10 protein-coding genes are annotated in these 13,534 nt (G+C 73.5%); 5 read left to right on the top strand and 5 right to left on the bottom strand.

Annotated features, from left to right (window positions below; translation table 11 throughout):
• Positions 1-47: 47 nt before the first annotated feature.
• The 4 genes from HS045_RS17620 to HS045_RS17600 all read right to left on the bottom strand — a co-directional run bounded on the left by HS045_RS17620 (position 48) and on the right by HS045_RS17600 (position 5,393).
• Positions 48-1,061 carry a DegV family protein gene (locus HS045_RS17620; protein ID WP_230884081.1) on the bottom strand — a complete coding sequence of 338 codons (1,014 nt, stop codon included), beginning with the start codon at positions 1,059-1,061 and terminating at the stop codon, positions 48-50.
• A 113-nt stretch (positions 1,062-1,174) separates the two neighbouring features.
• Positions 1,175-2,383 (bottom strand): imidazolonepropionase, encoded by a 1,209-nt coding sequence (gene hutI, locus HS045_RS17610; protein ID WP_189234589.1) that lies wholly within the window; start codon positions 2,381-2,383, stop codon positions 1,175-1,177.
• A gap of 659 nt (positions 2,384-3,042) precedes the next feature.
• On the bottom strand, positions 3,043-4,410 hold the full coding sequence (gene hflX / locus HS045_RS17605; RefSeq protein WP_230884080.1) for a GTPase HflX: 1,368 nt from the start codon (positions 4,408-4,410) through the stop codon (positions 3,043-3,045).
• Between the two features lie 299 nt (positions 4,411-4,709).
• Positions 4,710-5,393 carry a DUF4097 family beta strand repeat-containing protein gene (locus HS045_RS17600; RefSeq protein WP_196452412.1) on the bottom strand — a complete coding sequence of 228 codons (684 nt, stop codon included), beginning with the start codon at positions 5,391-5,393 and terminating at the stop codon, positions 4,710-4,712.
• A 231-nt stretch (positions 5,394-5,624) separates the two neighbouring features.
• On the opposite strand from HS045_RS17600, the gene aceB reads away from it, so the two are divergent.
• The 5 genes from aceB (at position 5,625) to HS045_RS17575 (ending at position 12,241) form a co-directional block, all read left to right on the top strand.
• On the top strand, positions 5,625-7,211 hold the full coding sequence (gene aceB, locus HS045_RS17595) for a malate synthase A (protein WP_196452411.1): 1,587 nt from the start codon (positions 5,625-5,627) through the stop codon (positions 7,209-7,211).
• A gap of 78 nt (positions 7,212-7,289) precedes the next feature.
• Positions 7,290-8,774 (top strand): FAD-linked oxidase C-terminal domain-containing protein, encoded by a 1,485-nt coding sequence (locus HS045_RS17590; protein WP_196452410.1) that lies wholly within the window; start codon positions 7,290-7,292, stop codon positions 8,772-8,774.
• Positions 8,774-10,096 carry an FAD-binding oxidoreductase gene (locus HS045_RS17585; RefSeq protein WP_196452409.1) on the top strand — a complete coding sequence of 441 codons (1,323 nt, stop codon included), beginning with the start codon at positions 8,774-8,776 and terminating at the stop codon, positions 10,094-10,096. The genes HS045_RS17590 and HS045_RS17585 overlap by 1 nt, the downstream gene beginning before the upstream one ends.
• Before the next feature lie 49 nt (positions 10,097-10,145).
• Positions 10,146-11,384, top strand: coding sequence for a (Fe-S)-binding protein (locus HS045_RS17580; protein ID WP_196452841.1), 1,239 nt, complete (start codon positions 10,146-10,148; stop codon positions 11,382-11,384).
• 53 nt (positions 11,385-11,437) lie between these two features.
• On the top strand, positions 11,438-12,241 hold the full coding sequence (locus HS045_RS17575; protein ID WP_307827571.1) for an IclR family transcriptional regulator: 804 nt from the start codon (positions 11,438-11,440) through the stop codon (positions 12,239-12,241).
• Between the two features lie 98 nt (positions 12,242-12,339).
• On the opposite strand, the gene HS045_RS17570 is transcribed toward HS045_RS17575, so the two are convergent.
• Complete coding sequence (locus HS045_RS17570) at positions 12,340-13,281, bottom strand: SPFH domain-containing protein (RefSeq protein ID WP_196452408.1); 942 nt, start codon at positions 13,279-13,281, stop codon at positions 12,340-12,342.
• Positions 13,282-13,534 lie beyond the last annotated feature (253 nt).

Raw genomic sequence — 13,534 nt, 5'->3', positions numbered from 1 at the left:
GATTCTGTGGACGACCGGCCGGATCCCGGGATCCCTGTGGACGGGCGTCACGGGGCGACCGGTGAGACCGTCACCCCCAGCATTCCCGGTCCCGCGTGGGCGCCGAGGACCTCGCCGACCTCGACCACGACCACCCTGACGAGGTCGGGCAGGCGTTCGGCAAGCCGTACGGCCAGCATCTCGGCCCGGGAGCGGGAGGAGACGTGCTGGACGGCCGCCTCGACCGGTCCGGCGTCCGCGGCGGCCCGGACCGCGAGATCCTCCAGACGGGCGATGGCCCGACCGGCCGTCCGCACCTTCTCCAGGGGGGCGATCACTCCGTCGGAGATGTGGAGCAACGGTTTGATCATCAGAGCGGATCCGAGCATGGTCGCCGCCGTGCCGATACGACCTCCCCTGCGGAGGTACTCCAGGGTGTCGAGGTAGAAGAAGCTGCGGGTCCCCTCCATGCGGCGGCGGGCGGCTCCGGCCACGTCGGCACGGGCCGCCCCCCGCGCGGCGGCCTCCGCCGCGGCGAGGACGGGGAAGCCGAGTCCCATCGCGACGGATCCGCTGTCGACGACCTCCACCGGGATCGGGGAGTCGGCGGCGCCGGCCCTGGCCGCCTCGGCGGTGCCCGACATCTTCCCGGACAGGTGGACGGAGACCACGGCCTCGGCGCCGGCGGCGGCGGCCTCGGCGTAGGCCTCCGTGAAACGCCGGGGCGCGGGCCGGGAGGTCGTGACCTGAGCCCGCGTCCAGAACGCCCTCCCTGCTCCGATCCGGACCGTCTCGCCCCTGGCCGTCTCGCCCCTGGCCGTCTCGCCCCTGGCCGTCTCGCCCCTGCGCGTTCCGCCTCCGGCCGCCCCGGCCGTGTCGGCCACCGCGCCGCCCGCCATCGCGGCGTCCGTGTCGGCCGTGCCTGCGCCGCCCGGCCCCGTGCCGTCCACCCGCATCGCGTCATCGAAGGCCCGGCCTCCGACGATCACCTGGAGCGGGACCACGACGATCCCCAGCGCGGCGGCCTCCGCCGCGGGGAGGCACGCGGTGGAGTCGGTGACGACGGCGACCGATGCTGGCATGTCCAGAGGTTATCCGCAGGAGATCACATGATCGGGGAGGGAGCGGGCGGTGCGCCGTACCGGAACGCCGCCCCGCGGGCCGGCGTTCCGGACCGCGGGGTCCGCACCGGGTGTCACTGGACGGGGGTGCCGCCGCGCCAGACCCGCCGGGGCTTGAGCCCGAAGGCCCAGGCGAAGGCGCCCTCGTGGTCCGCGTCCCACTGGACGATGTCCGCCAGGCGGCCGGGGGCCAGGACGCCCCGGTCGGGGGCTCCGAGGACGGTGGCGCCGCCCAGGGTCGCGGCGCGCAGGGCGTCGCCCACGCTCATGCCGAAGGCCGCCACCGCGAGGCTGACGACCAGGGACATCGAGGTGATGCCGCAGTGGCCGGGGTTGTGGTCGCTGCCCAGGGCCACCGTGACGCCCTGGGCCAGCATCCGGCGCACGGGCGGCAGGCTGCCCCGCTGGAGCGCGGTGCCGGGGCAGAGCACGGCGGGGACGCCGTAGCGGGACAGGATCGCGATGTCCTCGTCGGAGGTGTGGTGGAGCAGGTCCGCCGAGGCGCACCCGAGTTCGGCGGCGAGCTGGACCGCGCCGCGGCGGCTGTAGGCGCCGGCGTGGACCCGGGGGAGCAGGCCGACGTTGCGCCCCGAGGCGAGCACCCAGCGGGCCTCGTCGGTGGTGAAGTGGCCTTCGTCGCAGTAGACGTCCACGCTGTCGGCGCCGGCCGCGGCGGCGTCGGCGCACCAGGCGCCCACGGCCTCGACGTAGTCGCGCTGGCGCCCGAAGTACTCCGGCGGGACGACGTGCGCGGCCAGGAACGTGACGTGCACGCGCGGCATCATCGGCTCCTTCTCCAGCTCGCGCAGGAGCCGCACGTCGGCGAGCTCGCCGTCGCGGGTGAGGTGGTAGCCGGTCTTCGCCTCGACCGTGGTGGTGCCGCTGAGCAGCCACTCGCGCAGGCGCTCGCGGACGCCGTTGCACAGGGTCCACGGGTCGGTCCCGCGGGTGACCGTGACGGTGGAGCCGATGCCGCCGCCGGCGGCGGTGATCGCGGACGGGGTGGAGCCGCCCGAGCGCATGGCCATCTCCGCGTAGCGGTTGCCCGCGTAGACGGGATGGGTGTGGGCGTCGATCAGGCCGGGCGTGACGAGCGCGCCGCCCAGGTTCTCGACGTGGTCGACGTCGACGATGTCGTCCACCACTCCGGGGACGCTCTGCGGCAGGTCCGCGGCACGGCCGACCCAGGCGATGCGGTCGTTGTGCACGAGGATCGCGGCGTTGCTGCAGACGTCGTTGCCGGTCCAGAGCCGGCCGATGTTGGTCAGCAGGCGGACCGTCATCGCATCACCGCCTTGTGCGCAGGGAAGGGCACCGGAGCGGGGGGCTCCTCCGGAGACGACAAGGGGGCCCGGCCGGTGCCGGGCGTGGTGCCCGCCGGGTCCGCTCCGTGTCCGGACGACATTGGGGGGTCTCCTGCTCTCATCCGCTCATGGGTGTGCGGCGACAGTAGCGCCGGAGCCATGATCCGGCGGTTTCGGTTCAGTTACGTTATTTCACAGCTTGGCCCGCTGTACAGGCTAATGGGGAAGAACGCCGACCCGCCGTGACCGCCACCGGTCCGCCGACGCGGGCCCGCGGCCGAGAGGGAGCCTGTTTCCGCAGTTCAGATCACTTGTTCCCCACCTGTAACACCGGGCGACAAACAGACCTGCGCCCTAACATCTCGTTAGGTTTGCCCCATGGTAGCAATCTCAACCTTGACCGGCCAGTGTCCGATTCATGGCTATATATGAGGTTTTTGGAATGACAGTTCTTCTCAACTCGCCAAGGCGAGACAAGAGGTGCCGTTGCCCTCGGAGCGGAAATCCTTCTAGCCTCGCAGAACGGGCCACACGCCGCCGAAACGCCGCGGGAGCCGGACCGGGGACCGGTCTCCGGCCCCCCGCCCGGCTCCCGCGCCGGTTCCCGGTCATGCGCGGCCGCGCCGCACACGCCCGCCTCAGACGGTCTCGACCGGCTTGGCGGTCCTCTCCAGCTCGGCGAACAGACCCGGCAGGACCCTGGCGTGCAGGATCGTGCCCTCCTCGGTGTGCTCGACGTCGATGACCTCGCCCTCCTGGTGGACCCGGGAGACCAGGTCGCCGCGCTGGTACGGCACGAGCATGCGGACCTCCTGGTCGAAGCGCGGCAGTTCGCGCTCGATCACGGCCCTCAGCTCGTCGATCCCGGCGCCGGTGCGGGCCGAGACGACGACGGTGTGCTTCTCCCGCGCGGTCAGCCGGGCCAGCACCACCGGGTCGGCGGCGTCGGCCTTGTTGACGACCACGATCTCCGGGATGTCCCCCGCGCCCTCGATCTCGGAGAAGACCTCCCGCACGGCGGCGAGCTGCGACTCCGGGTCGGGGTGCGAACCGTCGACCACGTGCAGGATCAGGTCGGCGTCGCCGACCTCCTCCAGCGTGGAGCGGAAGGCCTCGACCAGCTGGTGCGGCAGGTGCCGGACGAATCCGACGGTGTCGGCCAGCGTGAACAGCCGCCCCTCGGGGGTGTACGCCCTGCGGACGGTCGGGTCGAGGGTGGCGAAGAGCGCGTTCTCCACCAGGACGCCCGCACCGGTCAGCCGGTTCAGCAGCGAGGACTTGCCCGCGTTGGTGTAACCGGCGATGGCCACGGCCGGGACCTCGCGCTGCACCCGGCGCGCGCGCTTGGTCTCCCGCGCGGTGGTCATCTCGCCGATCTGGCGGCGGAGCTTGGCCATCCGCTCGCGGATGCGGCGGCGGTCCAGCTCGATCTTGGTCTCACCGGGACCGCGGCCGCCGATGCCGACGCCGCCCGCGGCCCGGCCGCCGACCTGGCGCGACAGGTTGCCGCCCCAGCCGCGCAGGCGCGGCAGGAGGTAGTTGAGCTGGGCGAGCTCGACCTGGGCCTTGCCCTCCCTGCTCTTGGCGTGCTGGGCGAAGATGTCGAGGATCAGCATGGTCCGGTCGATGACCTTGACCTTGACGACCTCCTCCAGCTGCCGCAGCTGGCCGGGGCTCAGCTCACCGTCGCAGACCACGGTGTCGGCGCCGGTGGCCGCCACGATGTCCGCCAGCTCCTGCGCCTTGCCGGAGCCGATGTAGGTCGCCGTGTCGGGCTTCTGGCGGCGCTGGATCACACCTTCCAGCACCTCCGAGCCCGCCGTCTCGGCGAGGAGCTTGAGCTCCAGGAGGGAGTTCTCGGCGTCGGTCACCGTACCCGAGGTCCAGACACCGACCAGGACGACCCTCTCGAGCCGCAGCTGACGGTATTCGACCTCGGTGACGTCCTCGAGCTCGGTGGAGAGGCCTGCCACCCGGCGCAGCGCCTGGCGCTCGGCCAGGTCCATCTCACCGATCTCGGGCAGATCGTCGAACTGGTCAAAGTCCAGCGACTCACGAGTGTCTATGTCGTTGCTCCTGTTCGGATGCTCGGTTCTCCGTGTGCGTCGTCCTGCGACGCCCATGGCGTGACACCTATGACAACGCCCGGACGCCTCGGATGTCTTCCCGCCGATGGTGCCACGCGAACGGCCGGACCTCACCTGGTTATCCCCGCCGCCCGCTCGGACGGAGGGCCGGCCGGGCGGAACCGGAGGGCCGGGCGGACGGAGGGCCGGCCGGGCGGAACCGGAGGGCCGGCCGGGGTTCAGGCCGGCAGCACCTTCGCGTCTCCGGCGCCGCTCGACACCTTCACGGTGCGGGCCGCGGACGGGTCCTTGTCGACCTTGACCGTCTCGTCCCCGGCGCCGCTGCTGACGTCCACCCGGTAGGGGCCCTTCGGCAGCCGTACCGTGGCGTCGCCCGCGCCGGTCTCCACGTCGACCCGGTCGGGTGCGGCGGTGAACCCCGCCTCGATGTCGCCGGCCCCCGTGTCGGCGACGAACGCCTTGCCCGCCAGGCCGCTGGCCTCGATGTCCCCCGCTCCGCTGCCCGCCTCGACCTCGCCGGTCAGGGAGCGCAGCGTGATGTCGCCCGCGCCGGTCTCGATCTGGACCCGCAGCCCCTTGGGGATCTCGACCTTGTAGTCGACGCTGCAGCTCACCACGCCGAACCCGGACGGACAGTCGTACTTCAGCGTGAGGGTGCCGCCGTCGACGGAGTGCTCGGTCTTGGGCTTGTCGTTGTTCCAGTGGAGGGTCTCGGTGACCCTGATCCCGCTCCGGGCGGACTCGTTGACCACGATGTCCCCGGCCTGCGCGTCCACGGAGAGGACCAGCACCTCGTCGGTCACGTCGTAGGAGACGGCGGTCTGCTGCGTGGCGATCCCGCATGCGGAGAGCACGAGCACCGTCCCCAGGAGCGCCCCCGCGACCGGAATGTTCTTCTTCATGAGACTGATCCTCGACTTCCGGGAGGCGTTCCGCCTCCCCTTTCACGACCGGTTCCGCTCCCCGCCGCCGGGGGAACTGATCCGACTATGGCCCGGCCGCCCGCGTGATCCCATCCGGGAGACCCCGGAGGGCGCCCTGAGAGGACCCCGGCCTTTGACCCCTAAGTGACCGTCCAGTAGCGTCTATTCCACAATTCAGAAGCTATTTTCCATCATACGGAAAGGAAGCCCATGGACGGCGTTGAGATCACCGGCCCCCTGCTGGACCGGTTCGACCAGATCCTCACGCCGGAGGCGCTGGCCTTCGTCGCCGCCCTCCAGCGCGAGTTCGGCGCCCGGCGCCTGGACCTGCTGGCCGCCCGCCGGGCGCGGCAGGAGGAGCTGTCGGCCGGAGGCACCCTCGACTTCCTTCCCGAGACGAAGCACGTGCGCGAGTCCGAGTGGAAGGTCGCCCCGCCCGCGCCCGGCCTGGTGGACCGCCGAGTGGAGATCACCGGCCCGGTCGACCGGAAGATGACGATCAACGCGCTGAACTCCGGCGCCAAGGTCTGGCTGGCCGACTTCGAGGACGCCAACGCCCCCACCTGGGAGAACACCGTCAACGGCCAGCTCAACCTGCGCGACGCGCTGGACCGGACCATCGACTTCGAGACCGGCGGCAAGCGCTACGCGCTCAAGCACGACGAGGAGCTGGCCACCATCGTGGTCCGGCCGCGCGGCTGGCACCTGGAGGAGAAGCACCTCACCTGCGACGGCGCCCCGTTCTCCGGTTCGCTCGTCGACTTCGGCCTCTACTTCTTCCACTGCGCCGAGCGGCAGCTCGCCAAGGGCAAGGGCCCCTACTTCTACCTGCCGAAGATGGAGTCGCACCTGGAGGCCCGCCTCTGGAACGACGTCTTCGTCCGGGCGCAGGAGCTGCTCGGCGTCCCGCAGGGCACGATCCGCGCGACGGTGCTGATCGAGACCTACCCGGCCGCGTTCGAGATGGAGGAGATCCTCTACGAGCTCCGCGACCACTCGGCCGGGCTCAACGCGGGCCGCTGGGACTACCTGTTCAGCGTCATCAAGAAGTTCCGGACCCGGGGCCGGGAGTTCCTGCTGCCCGAGCGGAACGCGGTGACCATGACCGCGCCGTTCATGCGCGCCTACACCGAGCTGCTGGTCCGCACCTGCCACAAGCGCGGCGCGCACGCCATCGGCGGCATGGCCGCCTTCATCCCCTCCCGCCGCGACCCCGAGGTCAACCGGGTCGCCCTGGAGAAGGTCACCGCCGACAAGACCCGCGAGTCCGGCGACGGCTTCGACGGCTCCTGGGTCGCCCACCCCGATCTGGTCCCGATCTGCCGCGAGATCTTCGACGGCGTGCTCGGCGACGAGCCCCACCAGCTCGCCCGGCTCCGCGAGGACGTCTCCGTCTCCGCCGCCGACCTGCTCGCGGTCTCCGAGACCCCGGGCGACATCACCGAGGCCGGCCTGCGCAACAACGTGGACGTGGCGCTGCGCTACCTCGCCGCCTGGATGGGCGGCCTGGGCGCGGTGGCCATCCACAACCTGATGGAGGACGCCGCCACCGCCGAGATCTCCCGCTCCCAGATCTGGCAGTGGATCCACAACGGCATCGAGCTCGCCGACACCGGGGCCGTGGTCACCAAGGAGCTCGTCGAGCGGATCATCGACGAGGAGCTCGCCAAGATCGAGGCCGAGCCCGGCTACGACGAGGCCCTCTACGCCCAGGCCACCGCGTTGTTCAAGGAGGTCGCCCTCGACGACGACTTCGCCGAGTTCCTCACCCTGCCCGCCTATGCCCGCATGCCCTGACACGAGGGACCCGGCGGCCGGGCCCTCCCCGCCCGGGGAGGGTCCGGCCCCGGTCCCCCGACCGCCGGAGGAGCCGCGATGACGGACACGACAGGCGCGACGCCCGCGCCCGGCCCCGTACTCGACAGGGCCGCCCGGCGGCTGGCGGCGGTCCTGCCGCCGGGGGCGGTGATCACCGATCCGGTGCGGCTGCGCACCTACGAGTGCGACGGGCTGACCCACCACCGGGCCGTCCCCGGGATCGTCGTGCTCCCGGAGACCACCGGGCAGACCGCCGCCGTCGTGCGGATCTGCAACGAGTACGGCGTGCCGTTCGTGGCGCGGGGCGCGGGAACCGGCCTGTCCGGCGGCGCGCTGCCGCGGACCGACGGCGTGCTGGTCGTCACCTCCAGGATGCGCCGCGTCCTGGAGGTCGACCTGCCCAACCGGCGGGCCGTGGTCGAGCCGGGGGTGACCAACCTGGAGATCACCGAGGCGGTCCGCGCGCACGGCCGCTACTACGCGCCCGACCCCTCCAGCCGGCAGGTCTGCACGATCGGCGGGAACGTGGCGGAGAACTCCGGCGGCGCCCACTGCCTGAAGTACGGCTTCACGGTCAACCACGTGCTGGCCCTGGAGATCGTCACTCCGGACGGCGACGTCGTCACACTGGACGCCGACGACCCCGGATACGACCTGCTGGGCGCGTTCGTCGGCTCGGAGGGCACGCTCGGGATCACCACCAGGGTCACCGTACGGCTGCTGCGCGCGCCGGAGGCCGTGACCACGCTGCTGGCGGCGTTCGAGAGCATCGAGCAGGGCGGGCGGGCCGTCTCGGCGATCATCGGCGGCGGCATCGTCCCGGCGGCGATCGAGATGATGGACGCGCTGGCGATCGAGGCCGCCGAGGCGGCCGTGGACTGCGCCTACCCGGCCGGCGCGGGCGCGGTCCTCATCGTGGAGCTGGACGGGCCGGCCGCCGAGACGGCGCTGCGGTCCGCCGAGGCGGAGCGGATCTGCCGCGAGAGCGGCGCGTTCGAACTGCGGACCGCCGCCGGTCCCGCGGAGCGGGACGCGATCTGGAAGGGCCGCAGGTCCGCCTTCGCCGCGGTCGGCCGGATCAGCCCCGCCTACATCGTGCAGGACGGCGTGGTCCCCCGCACCGCGCTGCCCGGCGTCCTGGCGGACATCGACCGGCTCTCGGCCGAGCACGGCATCCGGGTGGCCAACGTCTTCCACGCCGGAGACGGCAACCTGCACCCGCTGGTGCTCTTCGACGACCGCGAGCCCGGCGCGGCCGAGCGGGCCGAGACCGTCTCGGGCAGGATCCTCGACCTGTGCGTCGAGCACGGCGGATCCATCACCGGGGAGCACGGGGTCGGCGTGGACAAGGCACGATATATGCCGAGAATGTTCACCGACGACGATCTGGACACCATGCAACTGCTCCGCTGCGCCTTCGACCCCCGTGGCCTGTCCAACCCGGGCAAGGTCTTCCCGACCCCGCGCCTGTGCGGCGAGGTGCCGGGCGTCCGCAGGGGGGCCCACCCGCTGGTGGAGTCCGGCCGGGCGGAGCAGTTCTGATGGGCGCGCCGCACGGAGGCGGTCCCCGCGGGGCCGGTGCGCCGGGGGCCGCGGATGCGCCGGCGGCGCTGGAGGCGCTGCGCGGGACCGGCGCCGAGATCCGGGACGCCGGTCCCGGTGACGCGGTCGCCGGGGTGTCGCCCCGCTGGGTGGCCCTGCCGGGCGACACCGAGCAGGTCGCGGCGCTGATGCGCGTCTGCGCCTCCCTCGACCTGGCCGCCGTCCCCACCGGCGGCGGCACCCGGCTGCACTGGGGACGCCCACCGGAGCGCTGCGACCTGCTGGTCGGCACCCGCCGCCTGAACCGGATCCTGGAGCACGCCTCCGGGGACCTCGTCGTGCGGGTGCAGGCGGGCACGGCCGTGGAGGACCTGGCCGGGGTCCTCGCCGCCGCCGGCCAGGAGCTCGCCCTCGACGTCCCCTCCGGCGGCCGCACCGTCGGAGGCGTGCTCGCCACGGCCGCCGCCGGACCGCGCAGGCTCCGCTACGGCACCGCCCGCGACCTGCTGATCGGGATCACGGTCGTGCTCGCGGACGGCACGGTCGCCCGGTCCGGCGGGAAGGTCGTCAAGAACGTCGCCGGCTACGACCTCGGCAAGCTCTTCACCGGTTCGTACGGCACGCTCGGGATCATCACCGAGGCCGCCTTCCGCCTCCACCCGGCCGCCCCGGCCCGCTGCTGGACCACCGTCCGCCTCCCCGGCCCGGAGTCCTGGGCGGATCCGGCCGGCGTGGTCGGCCCGGCCGCGCTCGCGACCGCGCTCGCCGCCTCGCAGACCGAACCGAGCGCGGTCGAACTCGACTGGTCCGCGCCCTCCGGGGCGGTCACGGTCTGCGCGCTGTTCGAGGGGCCCGCGGCGGACGGGCGGGCGCGGGCCGTACAGGACCTGACCGGCGGGCACGGACCGGGGGAGGTCACCGGGGAGGCGCCCTCATGGTGGGGGGCGATACCGGGCGGCGGGGCCCCGGATGAGGTGCTGCTGGAGCTGCGCGTCCCGCCCGCGTCCGCCGACCGCGCGCTGCGGGCGGTCGCCGCGCGGGGGCTGCCCGCCCGGGTCCGGGGGTCGCTGGCCTCGGCGGTCCTGCACGTCGCGCTGCCCGCGCGGACCGGCGGGCCGGAGTTCGCGGCGTTCGTGTCCGGGGTGCGCGACGACGTCCGCCCGCTCGGCGGCAGGCTGACCGTGCTCGCCGCGCCGCGGGAGCTCGCCCGGCGGGTGGATCCCTGGGGCCCGGTGGGGGCGCTCCCGCTGATGCGGCGGGTCAAGGAACGGTTCGACCCCGGCCGGAGGATGTCCCCCGGCCGGCTGGCGGAAGGCCTGTGACGTGGATTCCGGCACGGATCCCGGCGCGAGCTCCGGCATCGGCTCCGGCATCGACCCCGGGCTGATCGGCGACTGCGTGCACTGCGGGTTCTGCCTGCCGGCCTGCCCCACCTACGTCCTGTGGGGCGAGGAGATGGACTCGCCCCGCGGCCGGATCCACCTGATGGGCCAGCACGTGGCGGGCACCCCGGTGACCGGCGCGATGGCCGGGCACTTCGACGCCTGCCTGGGCTGCATGGCGTGCGTGACGGCCTGCCCGTCCGGGGTGCGCTACGACCGGCTGATCGAGCAGACCCGGGCCGTGGTGGAGCGCGAGCACGTCCGCGCGCCCGTCGACCGGGCGGTGCGGGAGCTGGTCTTCCGGCTCCTCCCCCGTCCCCGGCGGCTGCGGGCCCTGCGGCTGCCGCTGCGGCTGGGCGCCGACCTGCGGCGGCGGATCGCACCGGCGCTGGAGCGGGTCAGCCCGTCCCTGGCCGCGCTGGCCGAGCTCGCCCCCGACCCGGTACGGCACCGGCGGCCGCCGCGCCGCGTCCGGGCGGTCGGCAGGCGCCGGGCCACGGTCGGCCTGCTCACCGGATGCGTGCAGGGGGAGTTCTTCCCGCAGGTCAACGCGGCCACGGCCCGAGTGCTGGCGATGGAGGGCTGCGAGGTGGTGATCCCGCCCTCCCAGGGCTGCTGCGGCGCCCTGTCGCTGCACTCCGGCCGACCGGAGGAGGCCGCGAGGTTCGCCCGGCGCATCGTCGCCGCCTTCGAGCGGGCGGGCGTGGACACGGTCGTCGTCAACGCGGCCGGGTGCGGCTCGACCATGAAGGAGTACGCCGGCCTCCTCGACGGCGCGTGGGCCGACCGGGCCGCCGCGATCAGGACCGCGGACCTGGCCGAGTACCTCGTCGAGCTGGGGCCGGTCGCCCCGCGGCACCCGCTCCCGCTGACGGTGGCCTACCACGACGCCTGCCACCTGGCCCACGCCCAGGGCATCCGGTCCCAGCCGCGCGAGCTGCTGGCCGCCGTGCCCGGCCTGGAGCTGAGGGAGATCGCCGAGCCGGCGCTCTGCTGCGGCTCCGCCGGGACCTACAACATCCTCCGGCCCGAGGCCGCCCGCGAGCTCGGCGACCGCACGGCCGAGCGGGTGCTCGCCACCGGCGCCGACCTGCTGGTCTCGGCCAACCCCGGCTGCACCCTGCAGATCACCGCGGCGATCCGCCGCACCGGCGCGGCCCCGATCCCGGTGGCCCACACCGCCCAGGTCCTGGACGCCTCCCTGCGGGCCCTGCGGGAGGTCGGGTGAGCGGGCGAACCGGTGAGACCGGCGGGCTCACGGCCCGCGGAGGAGATGATGACGTGAGCGAGCGGACCGACGGGCACGGCGCCGGCCGCGCGAACGGAACGGGCGGCGCCATGGGCACGGTGCAGTCCGTCGACCGGGCGCTGGACCTGCTGGAGGCGCTCGCCGGGAGGGGCGGGGAGGCCGGGATCTCCGAGCTGTCCGCCGCGACCGGCCTGCCGTACGGGACCGTCCACCGGCTGCTGCGCACGCTGCTGGCCCGGGGGTACGTGCGGCAGGAGTCCGACCGGCGCTACGCGCTGGGCGGGGCGCTGGTACGGCTCGGCGGGGTGGCCGAGCGCATGGTCGGCGCCTGGGCGCAGCCGTACCTGGAGAAGATGGTCGCGCTGTCCGGTGAGACGGCGAACCTGGCGGTGCTGGAGGGCGACTTCATCGTCTACGTCGCGCAGGTGCCCTCCCCCCGGCGGCTGCGGATGTTCGCCGAGGTGGGGCGGCGGGTGCTGCCGCACAGCACGGCGGTGGGCAAGGTGCTGCTGGCCGACCGGCCGGCCGCCGAGGTGGCCGCGCTCGTCGAGCGGACCGGCATGCCCCGGCGGACCGCGAACACGATCACCGACCTGCCCGGCATGCTCGCCGAGCTGGAGCGGGTCCGCGCCCGGGGGTACGCGATGGACCTGGGCGAGGAGGAGCTGGGCGTGCACTGCCTGGCGGTGGGGGTGCACGACGGCTCCCGGACGGTCGCCGCGATGTCGGTCTCCGGTCCGGCCGAGCGCATCGAGATCCTCGACCGGGAGGAGCTCGCCGAGGGCCTGCGGCGGATCGCGGGCGACTTCGGCGCCGAACTCGGCGGCCCTCTGTAGCGCCGCCCTCCGGCGGCCCTGCGGGGACGGAGGCCGGGACGGGCGGGAGGGCCCGCGGGTGACGCGTCATCCGCGGGCCCTCCCGGGGCGGCGCCCCCTCAGCGGTTCCCGGCCGACGGGGTGAGGTTCAGGTCGCTGCCCTGCGGGACCGGTACCACGGTGACCTGGCCCTTCTGGATGGCCTGCCAGAGCACGGCGCCGTCCGGCCCGAGGACCTTGACCAGGTCCTTGATGGACTCGATCTCGGTGCGGACCTTGGCGTTGCGCTGGGCCTGCGCGGCGTTCTCCGCCTTGGCGGCCTGCTCCGCCGAGAGCGCGGCGACCAGGTTGTCCGGCGGCTCGGGCTTCTGGATGGTGAGCGAGATGTCGCCGCACTCACCGGTGCCGGCGTAGTTCTGGCCGCAGAAGTAGCCCGCGCCCGCCGCCTCCTTGATGAACTCCCGGGCGAGCTGCCCGACCCGGGCCTCCCACTGCTGCTTGACCTTCGGGTCGTTGAACAGGCCCCGCCACTCGAACTCCTGCGAGGCGGCGTCCAGCGCCCGGTCCAGCGGCACCCGCATGTAGATGCCGAGCATCCGCCGCCAGCCGTCGGACGACTCCCCCTCCTCGAAGTAGGCGCGGAACTTCAGGCCGATCTTCTCGTGGAACCGCTGCAGGGTCGTGCAGTCGGTGTTGAGAGTGAAGGTGGCCACTCCCGCGACCTTCATCTCCACGTTGTCCTTGCTGACCACCGAGAGCGGCTGGGACTCGGCGTCCTCGGCCCCGGAGAAGTCGAAGGTCCGCTGGCCGAACGGGTAGGAGTAGGCCGTGTCGCCGGGACCGAGCAGGGTGGCGCCGCTGGAGGGGGGGATGCACCGCTCGAACTTGATCGCCTCGAAGGTCCCGCCCGCGTAGTGCAGGACGATCTCGTCGGGCTGGGTGCTCACCCGGGAGCAGCCGCTGAGCACGACGCCGAACACCACCAGCGCGCCGACGGCCAGCAGGGAGCCCTTCAGCAGCAGTCGGCGCCCGCCGGACCCGCCCCGTGTCCTGTCTCTCATCATCATCTCCTCGATCCTCCGCCTGTCGAGGAGCGGCCCGTCCGCGGGTTCCTCCGCTCCGCTCCCGGGGTCCTCGGGCGTGCGTCCACCGTGGCCCGCCGTCCCCCGCCGGCCTTCCCCGCGCCCATCAGCATTTCCTTTATGCCTGCTTTACCTGCATCGGATCCTATTGCTCCCGTCCTCCGGGCGGCGGTGACATTCCGGGAACCGGATAGCGTCCGGTGGCGGAGTAGGGGGTGAGGGCGCAGACGCG

Origin of the sequence: Planomonospora sp. ID82291 (assembly GCF_015711645.1) — a bacterium.
Lineage (GTDB): Bacteria > Actinomycetota > Actinomycetes > Streptosporangiales > Streptosporangiaceae > Planomonospora.
This window is presented reverse-complemented; position numbering and strand designations above follow the sequence as displayed.

Coding starts and splice junctions, on each gene's coding strand:
- HS045_RS17620 (WP_230884081.1), bottom strand. CDS start 1,061: ATGCCAGCATCGGTCGCCGTCGTCACCGACTCCACCGCGTGCCTCCCC.
- hutI (WP_189234589.1), bottom strand. CDS start 2,383: ATGACGGTCCGCCTGCTGACCAACATCGGCCGGCTCTGGACCGGCAAC.
- hflX (WP_230884080.1), bottom strand. CDS start 4,410: ATGGACCTGGCCGAGCGCCAGGCGCTGCGCCGGGTGGCAGGCCTCTCC.
- HS045_RS17600 (WP_196452412.1), bottom strand. CDS start 5,393: ATGAAGAAGAACATTCCGGTCGCGGGGGCGCTCCTGGGGACGGTGCTC.
- aceB (WP_196452411.1), top strand. CDS start 5,625: ATGGACGGCGTTGAGATCACCGGCCCCCTGCTGGACCGGTTCGACCAG.
- HS045_RS17590 (WP_196452410.1), top strand. CDS start 7,290: ATGACGGACACGACAGGCGCGACGCCCGCGCCCGGCCCCGTACTCGAC.
- HS045_RS17585 (WP_196452409.1), top strand. CDS start 8,774: ATGGGCGCGCCGCACGGAGGCGGTCCCCGCGGGGCCGGTGCGCCGGGG.
- HS045_RS17570 (WP_196452408.1), bottom strand. CDS start 13,281: ATGAGAGACAGGACACGGGGCGGGTCCGGCGGGCGCCGACTGCTGCTG.